General features: G+C 47.0%; 25 protein-coding genes. 3 read left to right on the top strand and 22 right to left on the bottom strand.

Features of this window, described 5'->3' with window-relative positions; all coding sequences use genetic code 11:
- Position 1: 1 nt before the first annotated feature.
- The 18 genes from nuoK to GLV81_RS15330 form a co-directional block, all read right to left on the bottom strand.
- Positions 2-310 carry an NADH-quinone oxidoreductase subunit NuoK gene (gene nuoK, locus GLV81_RS15415; protein ID WP_157479671.1) on the bottom strand — a complete coding sequence of 103 codons (309 nt, stop codon included), beginning with the start codon at positions 308-310 and terminating at the stop codon, positions 2-4.
- 136 nt (positions 311-446) lie between these two features.
- The gene (locus GLV81_RS15410) at positions 447-962 is read right to left on the bottom strand and encodes an NADH-quinone oxidoreductase subunit J family protein (RefSeq protein WP_157479670.1); all 516 of its coding nucleotides are present in this window, start codon (positions 960-962) and stop codon (positions 447-449) included.
- Positions 963-989: 27 nt separating this feature from the next.
- Positions 990-1,469, bottom strand: coding sequence for a 4Fe-4S binding protein (locus GLV81_RS15405; protein ID WP_157479669.1), 480 nt, complete (start codon positions 1,467-1,469; stop codon positions 990-992).
- 101 nt (positions 1,470-1,570) lie between these two features.
- Positions 1,571-2,647 carry an NADH-quinone oxidoreductase subunit NuoH gene (nuoH, locus tag GLV81_RS15400; protein WP_157479668.1) on the bottom strand — a complete coding sequence of 359 codons (1,077 nt, stop codon included), beginning with the start codon at positions 2,645-2,647 and terminating at the stop codon, positions 1,571-1,573.
- Positions 2,648-2,787: 140 nt separating this feature from the next.
- Positions 2,788-3,915: an NADH-quinone oxidoreductase subunit D gene (locus GLV81_RS15395; protein ID WP_157479667.1), complete on the bottom strand. Its 1,128-nt coding sequence runs from the start codon at positions 3,913-3,915 to the stop codon at positions 2,788-2,790.
- Positions 3,916-3,925: 10 nt separating this feature from the next.
- Complete coding sequence (locus GLV81_RS15390; protein ID WP_157479666.1) at positions 3,926-4,381, bottom strand: NADH-quinone oxidoreductase subunit C; 456 nt, start codon at positions 4,379-4,381, stop codon at positions 3,926-3,928.
- Positions 4,382-4,477: 96 nt separating this feature from the next.
- Positions 4,478-5,110: an NADH-quinone oxidoreductase subunit B gene (locus GLV81_RS21375; protein WP_157479665.1), complete on the bottom strand. Its 633-nt coding sequence runs from the start codon at positions 5,108-5,110 to the stop codon at positions 4,478-4,480.
- 65 nt (positions 5,111-5,175) lie between these two features.
- A complete protein-coding gene (locus GLV81_RS15380; protein WP_157479664.1) occupies positions 5,176-5,526 on the bottom strand; it encodes an NADH-quinone oxidoreductase subunit A in 351 nt (116 codons plus the stop codon).
- 161 nt (positions 5,527-5,687) lie between these two features.
- Positions 5,688-6,059, bottom strand: coding sequence for a hypothetical protein (locus GLV81_RS15375; protein WP_157479663.1), 372 nt, complete (start codon positions 6,057-6,059; stop codon positions 5,688-5,690).
- A 6-nt stretch (positions 6,060-6,065) separates the two neighbouring features.
- The gene (locus GLV81_RS15370; RefSeq protein WP_246186386.1) at positions 6,066-6,752 is read right to left on the bottom strand and encodes a ferredoxin--NADP reductase; all 687 of its coding nucleotides are present in this window, start codon (positions 6,750-6,752) and stop codon (positions 6,066-6,068) included.
- Positions 6,753-7,022: 270 nt separating this feature from the next.
- Positions 7,023-7,955: a ribosome small subunit-dependent GTPase A gene (rsgA, locus tag GLV81_RS15365; RefSeq protein WP_246186046.1), complete on the bottom strand. Its 933-nt coding sequence runs from the start codon at positions 7,953-7,955 to the stop codon at positions 7,023-7,025.
- A gap of 156 nt (positions 7,956-8,111) precedes the next feature.
- Positions 8,112-9,071 (bottom strand): FG-GAP repeat domain-containing protein, encoded by a 960-nt coding sequence (locus tag GLV81_RS15360; protein ID WP_157479661.1) that lies wholly within the window; start codon positions 9,069-9,071, stop codon positions 8,112-8,114.
- Positions 9,072-9,183: 112 nt separating this feature from the next.
- The gene (locus GLV81_RS15355; protein WP_157479660.1) at positions 9,184-9,738 is read right to left on the bottom strand and encodes a GNAT family N-acetyltransferase; all 555 of its coding nucleotides are present in this window, start codon (positions 9,736-9,738) and stop codon (positions 9,184-9,186) included.
- A gap of 83 nt (positions 9,739-9,821) precedes the next feature.
- Entirely contained in the window at positions 9,822-10,826 is a 1,005-nt protein-coding gene (locus tag GLV81_RS15350) for a vWA domain-containing protein (RefSeq protein WP_157479659.1), read from the bottom strand.
- Positions 10,823-11,674, bottom strand: a complete 852-nt coding sequence (locus GLV81_RS15345; RefSeq protein ID WP_157479658.1) for a hypothetical protein — start codon at positions 11,672-11,674, stop codon at positions 10,823-10,825. Before GLV81_RS15345 ends, GLV81_RS15350 begins: the two co-directional genes overlap by 4 nt.
- Before the next feature lies 1 nt (position 11,675).
- Positions 11,676-12,560, bottom strand: a complete 885-nt coding sequence (locus tag GLV81_RS15340; protein WP_157479657.1) for a DUF58 domain-containing protein — start codon at positions 12,558-12,560, stop codon at positions 11,676-11,678.
- A gap of 43 nt (positions 12,561-12,603) precedes the next feature.
- Entirely contained in the window at positions 12,604-12,969 is a 366-nt protein-coding gene (locus tag GLV81_RS15335) for a four helix bundle protein (RefSeq protein ID WP_157479656.1), read from the bottom strand.
- Between the two features lie 134 nt (positions 12,970-13,103).
- Positions 13,104-14,102: an AAA family ATPase gene (locus GLV81_RS15330; RefSeq protein ID WP_157479655.1), complete on the bottom strand. Its 999-nt coding sequence runs from the start codon at positions 14,100-14,102 to the stop codon at positions 13,104-13,106.
- 189 nt (positions 14,103-14,291) lie between these two features.
- On the opposite strand from GLV81_RS15330, the gene GLV81_RS15325 reads away from it, so the two are divergent.
- Complete coding sequence (locus GLV81_RS15325; RefSeq protein WP_197428500.1) at positions 14,292-15,122, top strand: universal stress protein; 831 nt, start codon at positions 14,292-14,294, stop codon at positions 15,120-15,122.
- A gap of 74 nt (positions 15,123-15,196) precedes the next feature.
- Here the strand turns inward: GLV81_RS15325 and GLV81_RS15320 are convergent, their stop codons facing one another.
- The 3 genes from GLV81_RS15320 to GLV81_RS15310 form a co-directional block, all read right to left on the bottom strand.
- Entirely contained in the window at positions 15,197-15,928 is a 732-nt protein-coding gene (locus tag GLV81_RS15320) for a class I SAM-dependent methyltransferase (RefSeq protein ID WP_197428498.1), read from the bottom strand.
- A 138-nt stretch (positions 15,929-16,066) separates the two neighbouring features.
- Entirely contained in the window at positions 16,067-16,897 is an 831-nt protein-coding gene (locus GLV81_RS15315; protein ID WP_157479653.1) for a hypothetical protein, read from the bottom strand.
- Between the two features lie 298 nt (positions 16,898-17,195).
- Entirely contained in the window at positions 17,196-18,878 is a 1,683-nt protein-coding gene (locus tag GLV81_RS15310; protein WP_157479652.1) for an NAD+ synthase, read from the bottom strand.
- Positions 18,879-18,980: 102 nt separating this feature from the next.
- Between GLV81_RS15310 and GLV81_RS15305 the strand changes: the two genes are divergently transcribed.
- Together GLV81_RS15305 and GLV81_RS15300 are read left to right on the top strand one after the other, a co-directional pair.
- Positions 18,981-19,613 carry an MgtC/SapB family protein gene (locus GLV81_RS15305; protein ID WP_157479651.1) on the top strand — a complete coding sequence of 211 codons (633 nt, stop codon included), beginning with the start codon at positions 18,981-18,983 and terminating at the stop codon, positions 19,611-19,613.
- Between the two features lie 682 nt (positions 19,614-20,295).
- A complete protein-coding gene (locus GLV81_RS15300; protein ID WP_157479650.1) occupies positions 20,296-21,204 on the top strand; it encodes a gliding motility protein GldB-related protein in 909 nt (302 codons plus the stop codon).
- Between the two features lie 192 nt (positions 21,205-21,396).
- Here the strand turns inward: GLV81_RS15300 and apaG are convergent, their stop codons facing one another.
- Entirely contained in the window at positions 21,397-21,783 is a 387-nt protein-coding gene (apaG, locus tag GLV81_RS15295; protein WP_157479649.1) for a Co2+/Mg2+ efflux protein ApaG, read from the bottom strand.
- Positions 21,784-21,934 lie beyond the last annotated feature (151 nt).

The following is a 21,934-nucleotide window of genomic DNA, read 5'->3' as shown; positions in this document are numbered from 1 at the left end:
GTTAATGTTTTAATTCAGCTGCATCGTTTACATCAATGCTCAGGTGGCTACGATACAGGTTGATGACAATGGCGATGGCAATGGCTGCTTCGGCGGCGGCAATGGTGATGATGAAGATGGTAAAGAAGATGCCATCCAATTGGCCGGGCCACAGATATTTGTTGAATGCCACGAAGTTGATATTGATGCTGTTGAGCATGAGTTCGATACTCATGAGCAAGGCAATCATATTGCGCCGGGTAAACAAGCCGTACATGCCTATAAAAAACAAGGCCGTACTCAGCAGTAAAATATGTGAAACAGGTACCATGGTTGTTTATTTAAAAGCAGAAGGCTTAATGCTCAAGGCTACTGCGTTTGATGTTTGTTATTCGTTTGAATTCTGTTATCTAATCACTCAGTTGTCTAATTAACCAATCAACTAATTAACCAGTTAACCAATCACCTCACTCACTCTTCTCACTCTCCTTCATCGCTATCACAATAGCCCCAACCATAGCGGCCAGCAGCAAAATGCTCACAGCTTCAAATGGCAACGCAAAGCCATCCGAACCGGTGTTGAGCATGGCCGTACCAATGCGGCTCACTTCATTGTCAAAAGGTGCCTCTGTTTTGCTGAAGCCATATTCATGCACCAGTAAACCACTGAGGGTAAGGCCCAGCACACACGCAATGGCCGCAGCAATTTTGCGGGTGAGCTTGGGCGATGGCATATCGGTGGCCGATTGCTGCGTCAGGAAAATGCTGAAGATGATGAGCACTACAATGCCGCCTACGTACACCACTATTTGCACAGCCGCAATGAATTCTACTTCCATCCAGAAGTACAAAGAGGCAATGCCAATAAGGGTAAACAGCAGCCAGATGGCGGAGCGGAAAATTTGTTTTGCCGTAACGGCCAGCAGGGCCATGCCCAGTATGAAGGCCGCAATCAGGTAAAATATGATGGTTGAAATATCCATGATGTTGGTGGCTTTGTTCGGCGATTATTATTCTACACCTGCCCTGATTTTGGAGCCGGGTTTATTCAATTGTTTAGTCAGCGTACTTCTGTCGAATACACTATGCTCAAATGTGTTGGCCATGCTAATGGCGCCGGTAGGACAAGCTTCTACACAGAGGTTGCACATGGTGCAGAGCTCCAGGTGATAGATGAAGGTGTCTACTGCTTTTTTCTTTTTGCCTTCGGGCGTCATGTCAAACTTGGTGATGACTTTGATAGTGCCGTTGGGGCAGGCCAGTTCGCAGGCGGTGCAACCGGTGCAGGCATGTTCGTTGTTTTCGTCGTGCAGCATCACTACTTCACCACGAAAGCGTTCGGCCAATACCAGCGTGTCGCGGTTGTCGGGGTATTGCTCGGTAATTTTTTCTTTGTGGTGCCGCAGAAAATAACCACCGGTCACTTTCATGCCGGTCGCCAGCGACTTCACACCGTTGAAAATATCCGCGAAGTATTGTTTGAGGTTCATAATGATTATTTGTCGTTTTCGTTTTTGAGCAATCGACTTAAACTCTACTCCTTAATTCGATTGCCTTTACTATCATCCAACATCTGTCATCTATCAACTATTTAAAAATGCCATCCTGCCAATGCAATCACCGTTACCAATAAAATATTGACAATGCTGATGGGCAGCAAGTATTTCCATTCAAGGTTCAACAACTGGTCGATGCGCAAACGGGGGAAGGTCCAGCGGAACCACATGATGACGAAAATGAGGAAGAAGGTTTTGCCAAAAAACCAGATGGGTGTGGGGATGTAATCCATGATGTGGTTGAACTGCTCCCAGTTGCCTACATGAAACGGCATCCATCCACCGAGGAAAAGCGTGGCACCAATGGCACACACCACAAATATGTTCACGTATTCTGCCAGAAAAAACAAGGCGAACTTCATGCCCGAGTATTCTGTGTGAAAACCGGCGGTGAGTTCGCTTTCCGCTTCAGCCATATCAAAAGGAGCACGGTTGGTTTCGGCAGTGGCAGCAATAATGAAGATCACGAAGGCAATGATGGCGGGGATATGTCCTTTGAACAACCACCAACCTGTTTCCTGTGCCTGAATGATGTCGGATACTTTCAAACTGCCGGTAAGTACTACAATGGTGAGCATGGATAAACCAGCCGACAATTCGTAGCTCACTATTTGAGCACCACTACGCATGGCACCCAGCAGTGAGTATTTGTTGTTGCTAGCCCAGCCGGCCATCAAAATACCAATCACCGACAAAGAAGAAACAGCAGAAACAAAGAGTACGCCAATGTTGATGTCCCAAATTTGAAAGCCTTTGGCAAACATGAGTGGCGCCATGATGACCATGGAAACGATGATAACCAGAATGGGCGCCAGATTGAACAGCAATCTGTCAACGTTATTCGGCGTCATGCCTTCTTTTACAATGAGCTTCAACGTATCAGCCACGGTTTGAAACCAACCCCACGGGCCAATACGGTTGGGACCAAGGCGCAACTGCATCCAGGAACTTACTTTGCGTTCCATCATTACAAGCACCAGTCCCAAAAAGGCAAACAGCGCAATCACCAATACACCTATGATGGCAAACTCTACCATCAGCGCCAGTGTTGGGTTCATGGTTTCGTACAGCCAGTTGTGTACGCTTTGTGTTATGTCTTCTAAACTAAACATGAGTCAGTTTTATTGGCCCCCTAACCCCCAAAGGGGGAAAAAGGATATTCGTATTATTTTCTACACTCCAATATCATTTATCGATCGCCTCTCATTTAATATCAGACATCGTAAATCAGACATCCAACATCCATCAATCATCATCTGTCAATGTCCGGAATTACCAAGTCCAGCGTACCCATAATCGCTACGAGGTCACCAATCTTTTGTCCACGGGTCATATGGTCTAACGCACTCAGGTTGCTGAAACCTGGTGAACGGAACTTGATACGATAAGGTGTGGTGCCACCTTCACTTACAATGTACACGCCCAGCTCACCACGGGGTGTTTCTACACGGCTGTAGAATTCGCCTTTGGGCAGTTTCAGTACCGCTTTTGTTTTGGCCTGAAAATCGCCTTCCGGAATATTGTCAATCAGTTGTTCAATGATGTTCATCGACTCCCGCATTTCTGCCAGTCGAATGAGATAGCGACCATAGCTATCGCCGGTGGTATTGGTGATTTCGTTGAATTGAATTTGATCGTAAATCTCGTAAGGGAAATGCTTGCGTACATCGCAGCTTACACCGCTGGCACGGGCAGTAGGGCCGGTGCAACCGTATGAAATAGCATCTTCTTTGCTCAGTATGCCCACGCCTTTCAGGCGGTTTTGGAAAATGATATTGCCGGTTACCAGCTCATCGTATTCATCAATCTTACTTCGGAAGTGCCGTACAAAATCTTTTACACTTTGCTGAAAGTTCGGATGAATGTCGGCCATTACTCCACCGGGAACATTGTAGTTCATGGTGAGGCGGGCACCGCAGGTTTCTTCCATAATACTGTTGATCATTTCTCTTTCGCGGAAAGCGAGGAAGAAAGGCGTAACAGCGCCGCAGTCCATGGCAATACTGCCCCACCACAAGCAGTGCGATGCAATGCGGGTGAGTTCATCCATCAGCACCCGTATGTATTGTGCCCGCAGGGGAACTTCTATGCCCATGCCTTGTTCTACACACATGGCACAAGCATGGTTATTGGTATGTGCCGCCAAATAATCCATGCGGCTGGTACTGTATATAAACTGACGATAAGTAAGGCTTTCGCACATCTTTTCGATGCTGCGGTGGATGTAACCAATGTGTGGCTCCACTTTGCGAACCATTTCACCATTGATGGTGAGCACCAAGTGCAATACACCGTGAGTGCTGGGGTGCTGTGGCCCCACATTAATCACCATTTCATCGGTGCCGGGAATCGTTTGTATGATATCCGTTTCTCTGTACATAATGCGTGGCTTACAGTTTAATCATGTTTACAGGGTCGTCGTAGTCTTTGCGGAGCGGATAGCCCACCCAATCGTCGGGCAAAATGAGATTGCGCAAATCGGGGTGCTGCAAAAAGTTGACACCAAACAATTCAAACACTTCTCTTTCGTGAAACTCTGCTGTGCGCCAGATGTAGGCGGCAGAATTAATTTCAGGTTTTTCGCGGTCAAGTTGGCATTTCACCACCAGCTCATGCTTGTGTGTGTAGCTACGCAGGTGATACACCATGGTGAGGTGCTTGAGCCAGTCTACACAAGTGAGGCAAAACAAGAAGTCGAATTGCATCTCCGGCGTATCCCGCAGGAAATAGGCAATATTGCTCCACTGCGGTGCAGGCACATGCATGGTTAAAAACTGACCGCCCTCTTCAAACGTAAAGTCGGGGAAGCGACCGGCTAAATCTTGTTGCAAAGCTTCACGTGTCATGCGTTATAATGTTTTGATGGCTGATGTTTGATGTCTGATATTCAAGCGTCTTCAAACTCAATTCATCATTCCTAATTCCTAATTCATCATTCTCCCCTACGTCGTTTTCATTTCATCCCGAATTTGCTCTCTGGTCATGCCGGCTTTAATTTTTACCTGCAAGGTCATGAGGGCATGTATCAAAGCTTCGGGGCGTGGAGGGCAGCCTGCCACGTACACGTCTACGGGAATTACGTGATCGGCACCTTTTACTACACTATAGGTATTGTAAAAAAACGGCCCGCCGCTGGTGGCGCAGGCTCCCATGGCCACCACGTATTTTGGGTCGGCCATTTGATCATACAGACGCTTGAGTACAGGCGCCATTTTGTTTACGATGGTTCCGGCAATGATGATCACATCAGCTTGCCGTGGAGAGGCACGGGCTACTTCGAAGCCAAACCGGCTCCAATCATATTTGGCGCTGTAAGCACTCATCATTTCAATGGCGCAGCAACTGGTGCCAAAAGTGAGTGGCCACAAGCTGTTGCTTCGAGCCCAGTTGATCACATCATCCATGGCGCTGACCAATATGCCACCACCAGGTGTTTCGTGTACCGTACCGGGAAAAGGAGTCGGGCCTGCAAGCTCGGCAATGCTCTTGCGGGGCGCAGGTGCAGCAGCAGCTGTTGGCTCCACTGCAGCTTCGGCGCTGGCTACAATATTCTCGTTGTTGGGCACTTCACTCATAGTTCCGTTTTTACAAGTTTGTCGTCAATGGCAAGGCTTGCCGCATGATTGCTGTAGACCTTTCGTTATTTCCATTTCAGGGCGCCTTTTTTATGGGCGTACAGCAATCCTAAAAACAGGATGAAAAAGAAAACCACGATTTCGACCAAGGCAATCCAACCCACACTTTTTACCACCACAGCCCATGGAAACAGAAAGACCAGTTCCACATCGAAAATGAGGAACACAAGGGCAAACAAATAATACCCTACGTTGAACTGTATCCAGTTGGGACCTTTACTGGGAACGCCGCATTCGTAGGCTTCGCCTTTTTGTTTGTTCTTGGTGGCTTTGGTAACCAGCTTGGCTACTAAAAGCGCAATGGAAGAAAACGCAACTGCTGCAATAGCAAGGGCAATAAGCGAACCGGCACCCATGTGAATTGATTTTAGCGAATGTAATTGTGTGGCAAGCTGATGATACTGACGAATATCAGTTAGAGTGAAAATTTATATCAGGAAGAGAATACTGCCAAATGTTTTTTCCATTTCGGAAAGAGGAATGAGCAGCAAAAAAGAAACCCACCGGGTGGTGGGTTTTACTGGTTATCGTCGGAGGTGAAAAATACAGCTCGTTTGCGCCGCAGCAGCCATACAAAGGCCGCGAGGCTAAAGAAAAAAATACTGACGCCTTCAAATAAAAAAGTGGCTTTGTGATAGCCCTGCCTGTACAGTTGAAAAGCAATAAATGCCAGTACTATGGCATCGAATACCAAAAACAAACTGGTGCGCAATTGCATACCGGGTAGAAGTACAGCATGCTTCCACGATAGTAAAAGCATAACTACTGCTGCGGGTAGCAATCCAATGGCCAATGGCATGTTGTGGTCAAAAGAAAGAGCGGCAAAGCTGAGTGTCATTACACCAGCTACTACGTGCAAAATTGATTTAATGAGCAGGTTGGCATTCATGGCTGCTTATCCGTACAGCTCAAAGTGAACATCTTTTTTATCGTACCCCATGGCTACAAGTCGCTGGCGGGCTTCATCAATCATGTTTTTCCAACCGCACAGCATAAACTTCGCCGGGCTCAAACCTGTGCCACCAGCCTGTTGGTGCTCAATGCTGCGTTGCTTTATCAGTTCTTCATACACCTGATGTACGTAGCCGGTACGTTGCAGCAAATTATTATCTGGCAATTCGCGGCTGTAGGTGGGGATGTAGGTAAAACCGGGCAACTCATCTTGCAGGCGGCGCAGTTCTGCACCGTATAAGGTATCGTTGAACTTACGGCAACCAAAGATGAGGTAAATGTTGCGATGTTCCACTTGGTGCTCATGCACGTACTGCACCATGCTGCGGAAAGGTGCAATGCCTGTGCCGGTGCAAATAAGGTAGAGGTCTTGCTCCAGCGGCTTGGGCATGGTAAACTTACCCTGCGGACCACGCAGCAAAATTTCGGTGCCAACCCGTGCATTTTCCCACAACCAGGTGGTGCCGGCTCCCGCTTCATTCAGCACTATCACCAGCTCAAAACCATTGGTGCCATTGGGTGCAGAAGCAATGCTGTAGCTGCGCCAACGTTTGTTTTTTTGTTCGTGAATGGGCAGGTCGAGGGTTACAAACTGACCTGGTTCAAATTGAAAATCGGTTGACGAAGGAATCTCAAAAAAGAAGCGCTTCGTGTTATGTGTTTCGTCTATGATGTTGGGTGATCACACCGGTCACCCATTCGAGCAATGCCATCGTTTCAAATATTAGATTCTGCCGAAAGATAAGGCTGTTTGTTGCATAGCGCAATCTGCACCATACTGCTGTTGACTGCTTTTACAAGTATTTCGGTTGCTGAAACACTAGTGCCACAAGGGCTTCCACTGAAAGGCGACGCATCATTTTTTTTGCGCAATCGTTAGCGTTTTGTGTAGTTGATGTGGCTACTCCCATTCATTTTCTTTGATGGTATCGAGTATGCTCAGGTAAGATGCAAACCTGTCTGGCGAAATACTGCCATCACTCACGGCTTGTTTTACGGCACAGCCCGGTTCATTTACGTGCAGGCAATTATTAAACTGGCACTCCTGCAACACAGCCCGCATTTCCGGAAAATAATGACTCAGTTCTTCCCGCTCAATATCTACAATGCCAAACTCCCGAATACCGGGTGTATCAATAATGCGGCCGCCATCCGGCAGGTCAAACATTTCGGCAAAAGTGGTGGTGTGCATGCCCTTGCCGCTCCAGCCGCTCACTTCTTTGGTACGCAGGGTAAAGCCGGGTATGAGGGCATTGAGCAAACTGCTTTTGCCCACACCACTGTGGCCACTCACCAGCGTAGTTTTATTTTTTAATAATGCATGCAGCCCATCCATGCCGGTACCTTGTTGCACACTTACGGCCATTATCTGGTAGCCAATCTGGCTATAAATTGCCGACCATTCTTCAAACTTGGCTTTGTCTTTTTCCTTCCATGCATCTTGCTTGTTGATAAGCAAAATGGCTGGCACATGATAGGCTTCTGCGGCTACCAAAAAGCGATCCATAAAACCATTGGAAGTACGTGGGTCTTTGATGGTAGCCACCAGCAACACCTGGTCGAGATTGCTGGCTACAATATGGTGCTGGCGGCGGTGGCTGGGGCTTTGACGGCTGATGTAATTGTGCCGGTCGTGAATGCCTGCAATAGTAGCAATATGGGTGTCTTCATTTTCTATTTCCATGCTCACCACATCGCCCACCGCAATGGGGTTGGTACTGCTGAGGCCTTCTATTTTAAACACACCTTTGATACGGGCCTTCCAAAGCTGACCTGTTTCATCTTTTACATCGTACCAGCTGCCGGTACTGCGGTATACGGTGGCGTTTATCATAGGTATTGCTTCCATACTACTGCTGCAAATCTAACCGAGTTGGTGATGCATTCCTGTATAAAAAAACATCCTCGCCAACACAATGCTGTGGCGAGGATGTTTCTGTTGGTGTGAGATCCTTCATTCCAAACGCATGCAATGAATGCTATCAGCGCATTAGTCTTTGTCTTCTTTTTTCTTTTTTGGCTCTTTAGGCTTTTTTTGAAAACCTGCCACTTTGATTTCAACTTTTCCGCTTTGGGTATTGCGATATTTCAACACAATTAAATCACGTGCATCGTCTGTATCTATATCACCTGTCAGTACTATGTTTTCAGATTTGTCGATGAGAGGGAGAGCCGTTGCTGTCTGCAGCCTAAATCCGGTATAATTGAATCGGCCGTTTAACAGGTGAACTTCAGTAAAATTGGAAGCTGTGCCTGCAGTTTGTACAGCGAATAAATCTACAAATCCATCCCATTCATAATCTTCTGCGATATATGTAAAGTCACGGGCATTGAGCTTAAGTACCGTAGCCGTTTGCAACATGAACTTGGTGTATTTGGTCAGCCCGTTTAATACATGCACTTCATTCTTGAGACTTCCTGTATTGTAGGTTTTTACGCAATACAAATCAGGAATTTGATTATTGTCCATGTCTTTTACAAAAAAAGCATGGTCGGGTCCTGCAGGTACTGGTGTGCCTGTTTGTACCAGGTAAAATTGGTACTTGCTGGCACCGTTCAAAATGTGTACTTCGGCAGAGTTGGTGGCGGTGTTCTTCTTCTTAATACAATACAAATCGAGAACATTATCACGGTCAAAATCTCCGGCGCCAAAGTCAAAATCGTTGCCACTCAACGGAAGACTGGTGGCAGTCTGTAAACTGAATTTTTGAAATTTAGAAGCACCATCCAGAATGTGCAATTCAGTCATCTTGCTTCCAGTATTGCGGGTTTTTACTACCCATAAATCAGATATCCTGTCATGGTCATAATCGGCAGTAAAGAAAACATAATCAGAATCACTGGCAGGTAAAATGCTGATTGTGTCGAGCAGCATTTTAGAAAAGGGCTGTGCAGATAATGCGGTAGTAAAGCATAGTGCGAATAGCAAACTCAATAGTCTTGTCTTCATGTATGGAGCTTTTTAGCCAAATGTAAATGTTCCAAGTATTTTGATAAATGTTTTTCGCCTTGGTTGTTTTTTGGTACACAATCCAAAAATGTGTTGTACGAAGGATTTGTTGTTACACATCACTCCGCAAAAGTACATACACATACGTGTCTACAAAATGTCCTTTATGGAAAAAGTTTTCTCTGAAATGTGCTTCCCGCCGAAAGCCACAGTGCTCTATGGTTTTCCATGAAGCAATGTTGGTGCTGTCTATTTTGGCTTCAATCGAATGCAGCGGCAATGTATCAAACACAAACCGGCAAGCAGTTCGTATGGCCGCTTTCATCAATCCTTTACCGTGATAATCGGTATGTAAGAGATAGCCAATTTCTGCCCGGTGATTCTCCGGCTCAATGCGCCAAAAGCCCAGCGTGCCAATGATGCGGTTGCTCGTATGTTCGGCAATGCCCCAGGTCAAACTATTGCCTTCGTCAAAGCCTTGTTGTATGGCGGCTATCAATTGTGTGGCTTCATCTTTATGGGTAGCCAATGGCCGCGGCACATAGTGCATGATGTGCGGATTGCTGCGCAATACAAACAAGGCCTCAGCATCTGTTGGCAGCATACCTCGCAGCGTAGCTTGTTCTAGTTGTATAACGGGGAATTCATTCAATTGAAAATAGCGCATGCTGTAAGTGTTTTGGCTGACTCATTTTTAAGCTACGTCTCCTGCAAGGGACGTTGCGTTATAAAAATGAATCATCAACAAGCCTAAGGTAATTTTTTAAAGAATGCCACTGTGAGCAACATTTCCAATATCAGTAATGCAATGGCAGCAGCCAGCCAGGGTAAAAACCGTTCGGTTCGCTTGGTAAAAATGGTTGATTCCACCCGGTTTTTTTCCAGTTGATTGATGGAGGCATAAATGCTGTCGAGTCCTTTGGTATTGGTAGCCCTGAAATATTGCCCACCTGTGGATTGCGCAATGTCTGTGAGCAAGGCTTCATCAATGTTTACTTTTTCTTCCCGCACTTGAGTGCCTGTAGGTGTTTGGTAGGGCATGGGGGCCAGGCCCTTGCTGCCCACGCCAATGGTGTACACTTTTATGCCATAGGTCATGGCGAGTTGCTTGGCGGTTGCGGGGTCAAAAAAACCACCGGTGTCTTCGCCATCAGTCAGCAGTATCACCACTTTGCCCGGCGATTTACTTTGGCGCAAGCGGTCTACACTGCTGGCCAATCCGGTGCCGATAGAAGTACCGTCTGCCAGTTGCCCGTATTCAATAGCGTTAATCTGGTGCAACACTGCTTGCAGGTCGCTGGTGAGTGGGCACAGTGCCAGGCTTTGGCCCGAAAAAATAACCAGCCCGATGCGGTCGCCTTTGCGGCCCTGCACAAAGTTGCGGGCCACTTCCATAGAAGCCCGCAGCCGGTCTGGCGTAAAATCACGGGCCAACATGCTACCACTCACATCCATACAGAGCATGATGTCGATGCCTTCGCCATTGTTCATTTCAATGGTTTGGTAATGCGCAGGTTTGGCCAATGCTACAATCAAACAAGCAACTGCTATGCCACGCAACCACATGGGGAAATACATGAGGCGCAACCGCCAGCTTTGCTGCATCCAACCACGGTTGCCAGTGGTGGCTGCAATACCGGCTGTGTTTTTTTTGCGTTGGCGAATACTCCACCACACCCATACAGGTACAAGTATCAGCAGCACTAACAACCAAGGCCAGTCAAACACAATATCGTTGAGGTAATCTCTTATCATGACTTTGCATCAGGATTGGAAGATTGAAAAGTATGTGCCGCCACAGCTGCTACCTGTTGCAGTTGTTGGCTAAATATTTCTTGTGCCGGATGCATGCGGGCAAACTGCATACCGTAGCAAACACCCACCGCCTCTTGTAACGCTGTTTGCTGTTGTGCAGGCAAAATGGATTTCGCCAGCGGCAACAATTCTTCACCTGTGAGAGCTGCTGTTGGAATGCCTTTTAGCTGCCACATAGCCCGAACCAATTGCATGCATTGCGTAGCCGCCACGGGAGCGGATAGTTTTCCGGCTTGCCAGTTTTGTTGCAGCTTCTGCATTTGTTCCTGCCAGTGTTTGGGCCCCGTGATAGGATTGTCTATTTGCAATGCTTTGTTGCGTTTGCGGCGTAGCAGCCACCACAGCAATGCGATACTGGCTAAAGCACCCAATGCTGCCCACAAGTAGGGCCAAAAATTGGTGCTGGCTTTTCCGGCAAAATAAGTTTTTACATCGCCATATTTTGCCAGCGAATCTTGCGGCATCGGCAATAGCAAAATGCTGTCGGGCAACGATTCAATCTTACCAGCTATTTGTGGCAATGCATAGCTGCCACTATCATAGCCAATGAGTAACCATTCTTGTATGACTGAATCGCCTTGCTGGATTGCTTTCTCAAAACGTAATACTTCCAGGCGGCCAATGCTATCGGGCACGGGCAGGCTATCGGCCAGTGTACCTTTTTGGCTGATGCGCAACGGTACCGGCTGACCGGTATAGGCCATTGCCTGTGGGGAACGCATTTGTATTTGTGCGAACGAAATAGTGCCGGTAAACAAAGCGAAGCAGACGAGTAGGATTCTGTTCATATCAATGATTTACTCGTTTGATGCGGTTGAGAAAAAACTGCTGCAGGGTAGGTACAAAATCATGGTCGGTGCGAAAACGGAGATAATCCCAGCCGGCAGCCGTGATGCTGTCTTTTAATCGCTGAGTGTAGGCAACAAATTGTTGTTGCCATTGTGCCAATGCTTTGGTGTCGTGGGTATCTACCCAACTTACTTGCTGCGTTTCAGGATCTATTAAAGGAAGTAACGTATTGGCGGGTAGTTGAAAATCGAGCTGGTCAAACAAATGGATGGCGATGCAATCGTGCCGTACAGCAGTGGCTTTCATGGCTTTGCTGCAATTGGGCGCTGCAAAATCACTCAGCACAAAGCTGATGGTCGTTTGCTTCATGGTTTGCTGCAGCAGCTTGAGTGCAGGTTCTATATTGGTGCTGTTACCCTTGGGTTCATGGGCTAATATTTTGCGCAGCATGTACAGCACATGCCCCTTGCCCTTGCCCGGCGGAATGAGCAGTTCTACTTCGTTGGTAAACAAAATGGCACCCACTTTATCGTTGTTGCCCATGGCGGCAAAAGCCAGTGCTGCCGCCATTTCCGTCATAAGGGTGCGTTTGGTTTTTTGTCGGGTGCCAGTGCTGGTGCTGGCACTCATGTCGAGCAGCAGCATCAGTGTCAGCGATCGTTCTTCTTCAAACAACTTGCTGAACGGATGGCCGAAACGGGCACTCACATTCCAGTCGATGAAGCGGATGTCATCGCCGGGAAAATATTCCCGCACTTCTTTAAACGTCATGCCACGCCCTTTGAAGGCGGAGTGGTATTCACCCGCAAACACATGGTTCGACAAACGCCTGGAGCGAATCTCCAGCCGCTGTATTTGTTTGAGTATGGCTTTTAAATCAGACAAAGTGTAGTTGGTAGTTGGTGGTTGATAGTTGGTAGTGGGAGCGTTATTTTAAATCAGCTTTTTCTAGATAATTGATGAATCCATTTAATTGTTTCATGCATTCAATGATGGTTGATTGAAGGGTGTTGACTTTTTCCTGTTCGATAGAAAAAGCATCCTGACAAATCAAAAGAAGTGTTTCCAATTCATACAGAGAGCCACGGGCGATGTGCATGAAATGAATGCAATCTTTTTTGCGCTGTCTTCCCATTCCTTCAGCTATGTTCGTAGGAACCGAAACGGCAGCTCTTTTGATTTGACTGGTCAACCCAAACATTTCTTCTTTAGGTAAGATTTTGGCGTATTGGTAAATATCTTTTACCAATACCATTCCTTTTTTCCATACCTCGAGTGTTTGATAATTGGCCATTGTTCGTGTGTGTTTTTTGTTTTAGAATGCCGATGTTACAGTAAAAGGGAACCAGATTTTTGATGGTTATTTTGATCCTATGATTTGAGTAGTTTTTATCCTACCAACCACCAACCATCAACTACCAACCATTCCTAAGGCGCTTTCACTTTCCCCAAAATCTTTCCAATAATATCATCAGCGGTTACTTCTTCGGCAGCGGCTTCGTAGGTGAGCCCAATGCGGTGGCGCAGCACATCTACAGCAATTTGTTTTACATCGTCGGGTACCACGTAGGCCCGCTTGCTGAGCATGGCCACTGCACGGCTGGCCTGCGCCATACTAATGCTGGCACGGGGCGATGCGCCATAACTGAGCAAAGGTTTCAATTCGGGCAAGCCGGCATCGGCAGGGTAGCGGGTAGCCATCACCAAATCGAGCAGGTAGTGTTCAATTTTTTCATCCATATACACCTGGCGGCAGAGCTCACGGGCCCGGAGCACATCTTGTGCACTGGCCACCGGCTGCAGCGTGATGTTATCGATGCCCGCAATGTTTTCCCGTACAATTTGCAGCTCTTCCTCCCGGGTAGGATAGTCCACTTTTACCTTCAGCATAAAGCGGTCTTGCTGTGCTTCGGGCAGCGGATAGGTTCCTTCTTGCTCCAGTGGGTTTTGCGTAGCCAACACCAAAAAAGGCTGGGGCAATGTGTAAGTGGTGTCGCCAATGGTCACTTGTTTTTCCTGCATGGCTTCCAACAGGGCACTTTGTACTTTGGCCGGAGCACGGTTGATTTCATCGGCCAAAATAAAGTTGGCAAAAATGGGTCCCTTGCGAACGACAAATTCACCTTTTTGCTGGTTGTAAATCATGGTGCCCACTACGTCGGCGGGCAGTAGGTCGGGGGTAAACTGTATGCGGCTGAAAGCCATGTTCAGCGTTTTGGCCAGGCTTTTAATGGTGAGTGTTTTGGCCAGGCCGGGCACGCCTTCCAGCAGCACGTGGCCATTGCAATACAAACCAATCAGCAGACGGTCAATCATGGCGGGCTGGCCCACAATGATGCGGTGCAGCTGCTTGCGAATGTTTTCGGTAACGGGGTGATGCTGGGCAATGGCTTCCTGTAGCTGGCGAATATCTTCGGCGGTACGCATGATGGTAGAAAAAATTGAGGCGGTGAAAATACGTGCTGCAACTATGCAAATGGCATGCCGTGCAAAGCTGCCTGCAGAATTAACGTATGGCTTGACTTCCATCATACACAGGCTGGGCAGAATGAAGTATTTTCATTGCGGATAAAAGATTGAACAGCCATAATGATTACCCACAATAAAAACGATTGTATGCGTACCATTTTAGTTCCCACCGATTTTTCTGCCACTGCACAAAACAGTGCTCTGTATGCCCTTGGTTTGGCCAAAGAACTGGGCGCCAACAAGCTGGTGTTGTACAATGCCTACAGCATGCCCTTGGCTACCGAAATGAGCTGGGCCATTTTGCAAACCGAAGAGTTGCAAAAAGCCAGTGAAGAAAATTTGCAACAACTGAAAGCTACCTTGCTCAAGGCCAGTGGCAATGAAGTAGCCATAGAAACCATTTCCGATTTTGGTTTTTTGCAGGAACGCATCAGTGAAGTGGCCGAAGAAGTAGCGGCCGATTTGATTGTGATGGGTATTACCGGAGGCGGCAAACTGGAGCAGGTGCTTATTGGTAGCAATACCACCCACATTATTCATCATGTGGCTGTGCCGGTGCTGATAGTACCGCCAGATGCCAGCTATAAACCCATTGAAAAAATTGGCTGGGCCTGCGATTACAAAGATGTGATGAAAACCACCCCTGCCGAAGCCATGAAAAAAATACTGGCAGAGCTAAAAGCGAAGCTGGTGGTAGTACACAACGAAAATGATCCGCAAGACTTTAACCCCGAAGTGTACCACAACAATGTGATTGTAGGCGAACTATTTGAAAAAATACAACCTGAATTTGTATTGGTGGAAGGCGAAGATTTTACCAATGCCATGGATGCCTTTATTGCGGAGCACCACATTGATATGATGCTGATGATTCCGAAAAAACATGGCTGGCTCGAATCCATTTTCCGCCGCAGCCACACTACAAGGCTGGCTTTTCATACCCATATTCCTTTGCTGTGTATCAAAGCCATCAATTAAAAAATGTCGACTGAAAATAAAAAGCGGGTCCGGTGGTTGCCGGGCCCGCTTTTGTTGATCGTTACATCAAAATGTTATGCTTGATTTTTACTGAACCCACAGTACACAAACTCTTGTCTTGCTGCTGCAGGCGTAATATGCGTCACCGTATCGCATTTCAATTTATGAAACCGTCCTTCCATCAGTGAGCACATGCTGCCTTCGCTGTATTGCTGTACAGGCAGGCCGCTGCATTTGCTGGGGCCTTCGGTGCTGAATGCTGCAATAATCACATTGCCTGCTACATTTTTTTCCAATAGTTGCAAGTAGCGTTGTACATCGGCAGGGTTGGTGAGAAAATGAAAAGCTGCCCGGTCGTGCCAGAGGGCGAAAGATTGTGTTGGTTCAAAAGCCAGCACATCACTTACCACCCATTGCACCGTTGCGGCAGCGTCGCCCAGCCGAACTTTGGCCCTCTCAAGGGCTGCGGCAGAAATATCGACCACAGTAATGTTGGTATAGCCCTGCGCCAGCAAGTGATCAACCAGCTTACTGTCACCACCGCCAATATCTACAATGGCTGCATCCTTCGGCAGGTTCAGTTCAGCAATCAGCGCCAGCGATTGTGCCGGTACTTCTTCCGTCCAGCTTACCTGTTGTGCTGTATTGGTTTTGTACACCGTTTCCCAATGTTGTTGTAGCGGATTTTCCATACAACAAAAATGCTGCACGGGCAGCTGGTTGGGCGTGACAAGAGTTACCCATCCGTCTACAGAAGATTTCAGAAAGAAAGCCCTGGAAGTGTTGGCGACTTTGTAGTTGCTCAACAATCAATTGTATAGCACACGCTGTTCGGTAATGCGGTTACCGGGCAGCGTGTGTTTTTAGTTAGGGTAAATCAAGATGTAATTGTGACTGAACTAAAAGTGGTAAAAATCCTGAAAGGCAAAAGTTTGAGCTACTAATTACCAAAAGCTGTATCCGTAAGTGGTTTTAAACAGGTGTTGAGATAGCGTTTCAAACGTTGATGGATACTTTTCAATCTTTTGTTGCATCAATCCTTTTCGGTTGTATAAATAATACCTGCTAACTGCTACATCACTTTCAAAAGCAATGACACTTCCTTTTCTATCAAGCACAATTTTTTGTTGACCTCTATTGGTAGAGAAAAAGCCATTTGCAATTTTCTCAGAAATAATAATCAGTTTTTTATTTGGATAACTGTAAAGTCTGTCCGACATCCATTGTTGTGTAGTATCTGCAGTACTGTCTACAATTCTGTCAGTGATACGTAAAGGTCTGTTGTGCTCATCATAGCTGTAATCGACTTTTCTCATACTGGTAGTAAGCCATCCATTATAGTACCTGTTTACTGATTTTATGCGAAGACCATTTTCATCATAAAAATGAAAGATTGGTATTGATGCATACACTGTTTTTTCCTCTACCAATAAATTTTTATTGTACACTAACCGAGCGTTAAAAGTGTCGGCATGTTTACTGTCTGCCATTTGATTAATGATACGGCATAGATTGCCATAGGCATCAAATGAAAACCTATAAAGAATATTTACTCTTCCATTAGAGTCGATGCTATTCATTGATTCTAATAACCCTTCTTTGCTAAAGTTGTATATCACCTTAGAGCTTTTTAATTTAGGGTTATGGTGTTCAACAATGACGGTTTTAATGCGATGCTTTGTAATATAAGCTTTGTTGTATGTGCCATCAAAAAATGCGTTTTCATCATTGGCTACTTGTGCAAATACAACTTGACTAACAATATTAATCCACATTAGAAGAAGTGTTCGGAATACAATGAAATGGCACTTGTTATTCATTCTAATATTGATTGAGTGGGTTTGACAAATAGGAAGTTTGATAGGTTATATATCTCTTTTCAATTAGAATAATACGAATGAAGTTGCTGGTTCTATTTATTCATATGTGGTGGATTGTAAATTCAAAACATCATGTTCAATATTCCAAAAATCGAGGAATACTCAACCAACCACCCTCCGCGAAAATCCTTCTTCCATCCTTCCCATCCGCGTCCCAAAAAACCACCCTTCGACGGACTCAGGGTAGCAGTTATCAACTCAAATATTTCCCTACGATCGGCATTCTTCTGCCCACACCAAATGCCTTGGGGCTTACCCGTATGATGGGGCAAAACTGATTGCGTTTGTATTCGTTGATGTTTACCATACGCAGCACCCGGTCTACGAGTGCCGCATCAAAGCCCATGGCTTTTATTTCGTTGGGGCCCTGGCGGCGTTCGATGTATTGGTACAGCAGCGGATCGAGCACATCGTATTCCGGCAGGCTGTCGCTGTCTTTTTGGCCGGGGCGCAGCTCGGCACTCGGTGGTTTGGTAATGATGTTTTCCGGAATCACTTCTCCATCTTTATTGATGTAGCGGGCCAGCGCATACACCTGCAGTTTGTAGCAATCGCCCAATACACCCAAGCCGCCGGCCATATCGCCGTAGAGGGTGCCGTAGCCGGTGCTCAGTTCGCTTTTGTTGCTGGTGTTGAGCAGTATGTAGTTAAACTTATTGGCAATGGCCATCACTAGATTGCCCCGCACCCGGCTTTGGATATTTTCTTCTGCTACATTGAAGGGCAGATTGCCAAACAAGGGTTGCAACTCAGTCGTAAACTGATCGAAGATGTTTTTAATCGGCACAATGTCGTAAGGGTTCTGCAGGTTGCGGCTCAGCTGCACGGCATCGTCTACGCTGTGGCCGGTGCTGTACTGCGAGGGCATGAGGATGGCCCGCACATTGGCAGCACCCAATGCCCGTACGGCCAGTGCCAGCGTAACGGCACTGTCAATACCACCACTGCTGGCCACAATGGCTTGTTGAAAACCCATCTTACCAAAATAATCCTGAATGCCGAGGATAATCGCATCGTGTATTTGTGCAATGTTCAGTTCGGCTTCCAGGCCATGCGGTGTCAGTTCTTTATCGGGCACCCGGCTGGCTGGTTCCAGTATGGGAGCATCAATGCTGCCATCTTCCCGCAGGGTAAAGTATTGCAGCGATTCGGTAAACATCGGCAGCTGGCCACAGAGGTTGGCATCCTTATCAAATACGAGGCTGGCGCCATCAAACACAATCTCGGTTTGGCTGCCTACGGCATTGCAGTAAAACATGGGCAGCTTGTACTTCAGCACATTCGCTTTAATGGTGGCTTTGCGGTCCTCATCATGCGTGTAATCGAATGGTGAAGCGCTGAGGTTGAGCATCACATCAGGTTGCTGTTTCATCAGCTCATCCATGGGGCAAATGCGGTACAGCGGATTGTCGCCCAGGTTCCAGATGTCTTCACAAATCGTCACCGCCAGCTTCTTGCCTTTGAAGTGTACAATATTCCATTCGTAAGCCGGTTCAAAGTAGCGGTTCTCATCAAACACGTCGTAGGTAGGCAGCAGTGTTTTGTGAATGGCCTGCTGCACTTTTCCTTCGTATAAAAAGTAAGCTGTATTGAAAAGGTCTTTGCCTTTGAGATTGGGGTTTCGTTCTGGTGCACCCACCAGTGCAGCTATGCTGTCGCAATGTGCAGCAATCTGCGAGAGTGATTGTTGGCATTGATAAATGAAATCGTCAAACTCCAGGAAGTCACGGGCGGGGTAGCCGCAAATGCTGAGTTCGCTAAACAGAATGATGTCGGCGCCTGCAGCTTTCGCTGTGTCAATGGCCTCAATAATGTGCTGTGTATTGCGGGCAAAATTGCCGATGTGATAGTTCTGTTGGGCGATGGCGATTTTCATATATGATCGAATGAATGCTGTTGATGGATAGGCCGCTAAGGTAGCAAGATGCAGTCATTGGCCGGGTAGTGCTACCTTTAAGCAGCAACAACGATTGGCGCCATGATTACAGGAGAACAGGTTTCACAATTATTAATGGCTTTATTGGTAGGCGGTATTATTGGCGCCGAGCGGGAGTACCGCAGCAAGTCGGCCGGTTTTCGTACCATGATGCTCATCAGCATTGGTGCCTGTTTGTACACCATGCTCAGTCCCATGATTGGCAGCAGTGTGGCACCAGAACGCATTGCGTCCAACATTGTGGTGGGCATTGGTTTTGTAGGTGCCGGTGTTATTTTCAAAGGCAACGACCGGGCACATGGCCTCACCACAGCAGCCAGTATTTGGGTAACCGCCGCTTTGGGTATGGCCGTGGGGGCGGGGCATCCTTGGTTTGCTTTGCTGGCCACGGGTATTGTGTTTGTGGTGATGGCTTTTTTGCCCAAGCTCGAAGTCATCATCGACCGGGTGAATTTGCAACGGACGTACCATCTCGTTACGCATAGCCATCAGGGCGATTTGCTGCACATCGAAAACATGCTGAAAGCGGCAAGGTTGCAATACAAAATCAATAGCCACCGCCGGGCCAACGGCACGGTAGAAAGCAGCTGGTATGTAGAAGGCCCACAAAAACGCCACCTGCGGCTGGTAGAAAAAATGATGCACGACGAACGCATCCTAGAGTTCAGGTATTGATGTTTTTAGTTTTGGCATTCAAAAAAACGATTCCAACTTGTTTGATGTAACAACGAATGGCATCAATGCTATAATGCTTCTCTATCGCTTCTGGTACTCATTAAAATAAACGGATGATGCTGCAACGCCAGCGGAATAGCTATTTTGCAGCATTATCTTTTTTACTTTCAGGATATCGAAGGCTGTTGCTACGCCATCGGCGTAGCCTGTTTGTAGCTTAAGTAGCGTTTCCGTTTGCTTTGCCCCAGCGGGGCAACCCAATCAACAGGCTGCCCCGCTGGGGCAGGGATGTCCTATGATAATTTCAAGTTCTACAAAAAGGTTACGCCGCTGGCGTACTACCAAATTAGAATGGAAGGATGGCCTGTAAATGCTTTAAAAGATTGCACTGTTGGTGTAGTGCTGTTTTAGATTAAAATTTCTTTTCGGGATTTGAATACCGTTTAGCCGTCCTTCCAATTCCTCGAATGTTACTTCTCAGGCCGCTTTCCACAGCTTTGTATTTTCCTTGTCCAATAAATTCCAACACACATCGTTCTTTTGCGGTATGGTAAAAAGAATAATGCTGTGGATGAGCCTGCTGGCGGGTGTGTATGCTTGTAACAAGCGGCCAGCAAAAGCCTGATGTCAGTGCTTTTTCGGCCAGTGTAAAAACGGAACGTTTTGATCAGTCCTTTTTGCATTGGATACCAACCAGCTGGTGCCCGGCCTCAACCAACTGCAGCAGCAGTATCCCGGTTTTTTACAAAACTACCTGAGCAAAATGCTCGGCATCAATCCTGGCGATCCGCAGGCGCTGGCGGCCATCACGGCTTTTTTGCGCAGCTATACACCCGTGTACGAAGTGGCCAACGGCGTGGCCAATCAGCATTTGCCGCAACTGGAAAAAGACATGGTAGAAGTGCTGCGCTACCTGCAGCATTATGTACCCGGCTACCAACCCGATTCTCCTTTTGTCATCACCACTTTCATCAGTCCTATGGATGCCTATGAGCCTTTTGCCATTGGCGATTATGGTGATGTGCGAACGCAAAACGGTGTGGGCATTGCCTTGCAGTTGCACCTCGGCGACAATGCGCAGGTGTACGACGAAGGCAAACGGGCCGGTGTGTTTTTCGATTATCAAACCCGTCGTTTTACGCCGGCTACTATGCTGGTGAATGCGACTAAAAATTTGATTGAAGATGCCTTTCCGTACAAGCCCGAAAGCCTGACGCTGCTGGAAGACATGGTGGAAAAAGGCAAACGCATGGCGCTGCTGCAACGCCTGCTGCCCGATGTGGCAGATAGCTTGCAACTCGGTTACACCGGCAAACAGGTAAAAGGTTGCGAAGCCAACGAGGCACTTATCTGGAACTTCTTCATGAAAAACGATTTGCTGTACAGCAAAGACCCGCTCATCAACCAAAACTATTTGAAAGACGGCCCCAAAACCCAGGAGTTGGGCGAGGGTGCCCCGGGTTACATTGCCTTGTTTGTAGGCCGGCAAATAGTGAATGCCTATCTGGCCAAATTTCCCGACACTAAATTTCCCGACCTGATGAAAATGCCCGCCCGGCAAGTTTTTGAGCAAGCGGGGTATAAGCCTTAGCAATTAGTTGATTAGCTAATTAGCTGATGTGCTGATGGGCGAATGAGGAATAAGGAACAAACGAATAAGAAATAAAAAATAAGGAAGTGAAGGCAACGAACTTCCTATGGCATGCTTTGTATCCTACATGCTGCACTCTGGAACTTGTGAACGCTGGAACTCGTCAACTTTCCAACCTGCCAACTCCCCAACTCAATTCCCCTTAAAAGGCGCCAGCATATCGAAGGCAGGAATTTCTACCTCAAAAGATTGCTGCGATAGCAGGTTGATCATTTCGTAGTGGCCCCACATTTTGCCCATGTCAGACTGCAGGTTGCAGCCACTTACATAGCGAAATACTTCGCCGGGGTTCAGCACCGGTTGCTGGCCCACCACGCCGTCGCCATCTACTTCGCGGTATTCGCCATTGCTGTCGAAAATATCCCAGTGGCGGCGCAGGAGTTGAACAGGAAAAGGATTGTGATTTTCTAAAGTAATGCGGTACGCAAACATGTACTCATTGTGTGTCGGATTGCTGAAATCCGGCTGGTAGTAGGTTTCAACGGTGATCTCTACACCTTGTGTGATTAATGAATGCATGGGCTACTGCTTACCTGATTGGAAAGGTAGGGGCAATTTCAACGTTTGCCAGCAAAAAAAGTTGCAAAACTTACATCCACCGGTTATAAAAAACCATTCGCAAATTAACGTAGCCGCTGCGGCTGGCATCCTTACTTTTGCAACAATTTTT

This window comes from Phnomibacter ginsenosidimutans, assembly GCF_009740285.1.
GTDB classification, from domain to species: domain Bacteria; phylum Bacteroidota; class Bacteroidia; order Chitinophagales; family Chitinophagaceae; genus Phnomibacter; species Phnomibacter ginsenosidimutans.
This window is presented reverse-complemented; position numbering and strand designations above follow the sequence as displayed.

Bases quoted from the DNA above. Each gene is read 5' to 3' on its own strand.
- nuoK (WP_157479671.1), bottom strand. From the start codon at position 310: ATGGTACCTGTTTCACATATTTTACTGCTGAGTACGGCCTTGTTTTTT.
- GLV81_RS15345 (WP_157479658.1), bottom strand. From the start codon at position 11,674: ATGAACAGAATCCTACTCGTCTGCTTCGCTTTGTTTACCGGCACTATT.
- GLV81_RS15355 (WP_157479660.1), bottom strand. From the start codon at position 9,738: ATGCGCTATTTTCAATTGAATGAATTCCCCGTTATACAACTAGAACAA.
- GLV81_RS15410 (WP_157479670.1), bottom strand. From the start codon at position 962: ATGGATATTTCAACCATCATATTTTACCTGATTGCGGCCTTCATACTG.
- GLV81_RS15350 (WP_157479659.1), bottom strand. From the start codon at position 10,826: ATGATAAGAGATTACCTCAACGATATTGTGTTTGACTGGCCTTGGTTG.
- rsgA (WP_246186046.1), bottom strand. From the start codon at position 7,955: ATGATAAACGCCACCGTATACCGCAGTACCGGCAGCTGGTACGATGTA.
- apaG (WP_157479649.1), bottom strand. From the start codon at position 21,783: ATGCATTCATTAATCACACAAGGTGTAGAGATCACCGTTGAAACCTAC.
- GLV81_RS15360 (WP_157479661.1), bottom strand. From the start codon at position 9,071: ATGAAGACAAGACTATTGAGTTTGCTATTCGCACTATGCTTTACTACC.
- GLV81_RS15405 (WP_157479669.1), bottom strand. From the start codon at position 1,469: ATGAACCTCAAACAATACTTCGCGGATATTTTCAACGGTGTGAAGTCG.
- GLV81_RS15395 (WP_157479667.1), bottom strand. From the start codon at position 3,915: ATGTACAGAGAAACGGATATCATACAAACGATTCCCGGCACCGATGAA.
- GLV81_RS15375 (WP_157479663.1), bottom strand. From the start codon at position 6,059: ATGAATGCCAACCTGCTCATTAAATCAATTTTGCACGTAGTAGCTGGT.
- GLV81_RS15390 (WP_157479666.1), bottom strand. From the start codon at position 4,381: ATGACACGTGAAGCTTTGCAACAAGATTTAGCCGGTCGCTTCCCCGAC.
- GLV81_RS15305 (WP_157479651.1), top strand. From the start codon at position 18,981: ATGATTACAGGAGAACAGGTTTCACAATTATTAATGGCTTTATTGGTA.
- GLV81_RS21375 (WP_157479665.1), bottom strand. From the start codon at position 5,110: ATGAGTGAAGTGCCCAACAACGAGAATATTGTAGCCAGCGCCGAAGCT.
- GLV81_RS15325 (WP_197428500.1), top strand. From the start codon at position 14,292: ATGCGTACCATTTTAGTTCCCACCGATTTTTCTGCCACTGCACAAAAC.
- GLV81_RS15330 (WP_157479655.1), bottom strand. From the start codon at position 14,102: ATGCGTACCGCCGAAGATATTCGCCAGCTACAGGAAGCCATTGCCCAG.
- GLV81_RS15335 (WP_157479656.1), bottom strand. From the start codon at position 12,969: ATGGCCAATTATCAAACACTCGAGGTATGGAAAAAAGGAATGGTATTG.
- GLV81_RS15310 (WP_157479652.1), bottom strand. From the start codon at position 18,878: ATGAAAATCGCCATCGCCCAACAGAACTATCACATCGGCAATTTTGCC.
- GLV81_RS15315 (WP_157479653.1), bottom strand. From the start codon at position 16,897: ATGTGGATTAATATTGTTAGTCAAGTTGTATTTGCACAAGTAGCCAAT.
- nuoH (WP_157479668.1), bottom strand. From the start codon at position 2,647: ATGTTTAGTTTAGAAGACATAACACAAAGCGTACACAACTGGCTGTAC.
- GLV81_RS15380 (WP_157479664.1), bottom strand. From the start codon at position 5,526: ATGGGTGCCGGTTCGCTTATTGCCCTTGCTATTGCAGCAGTTGCGTTT.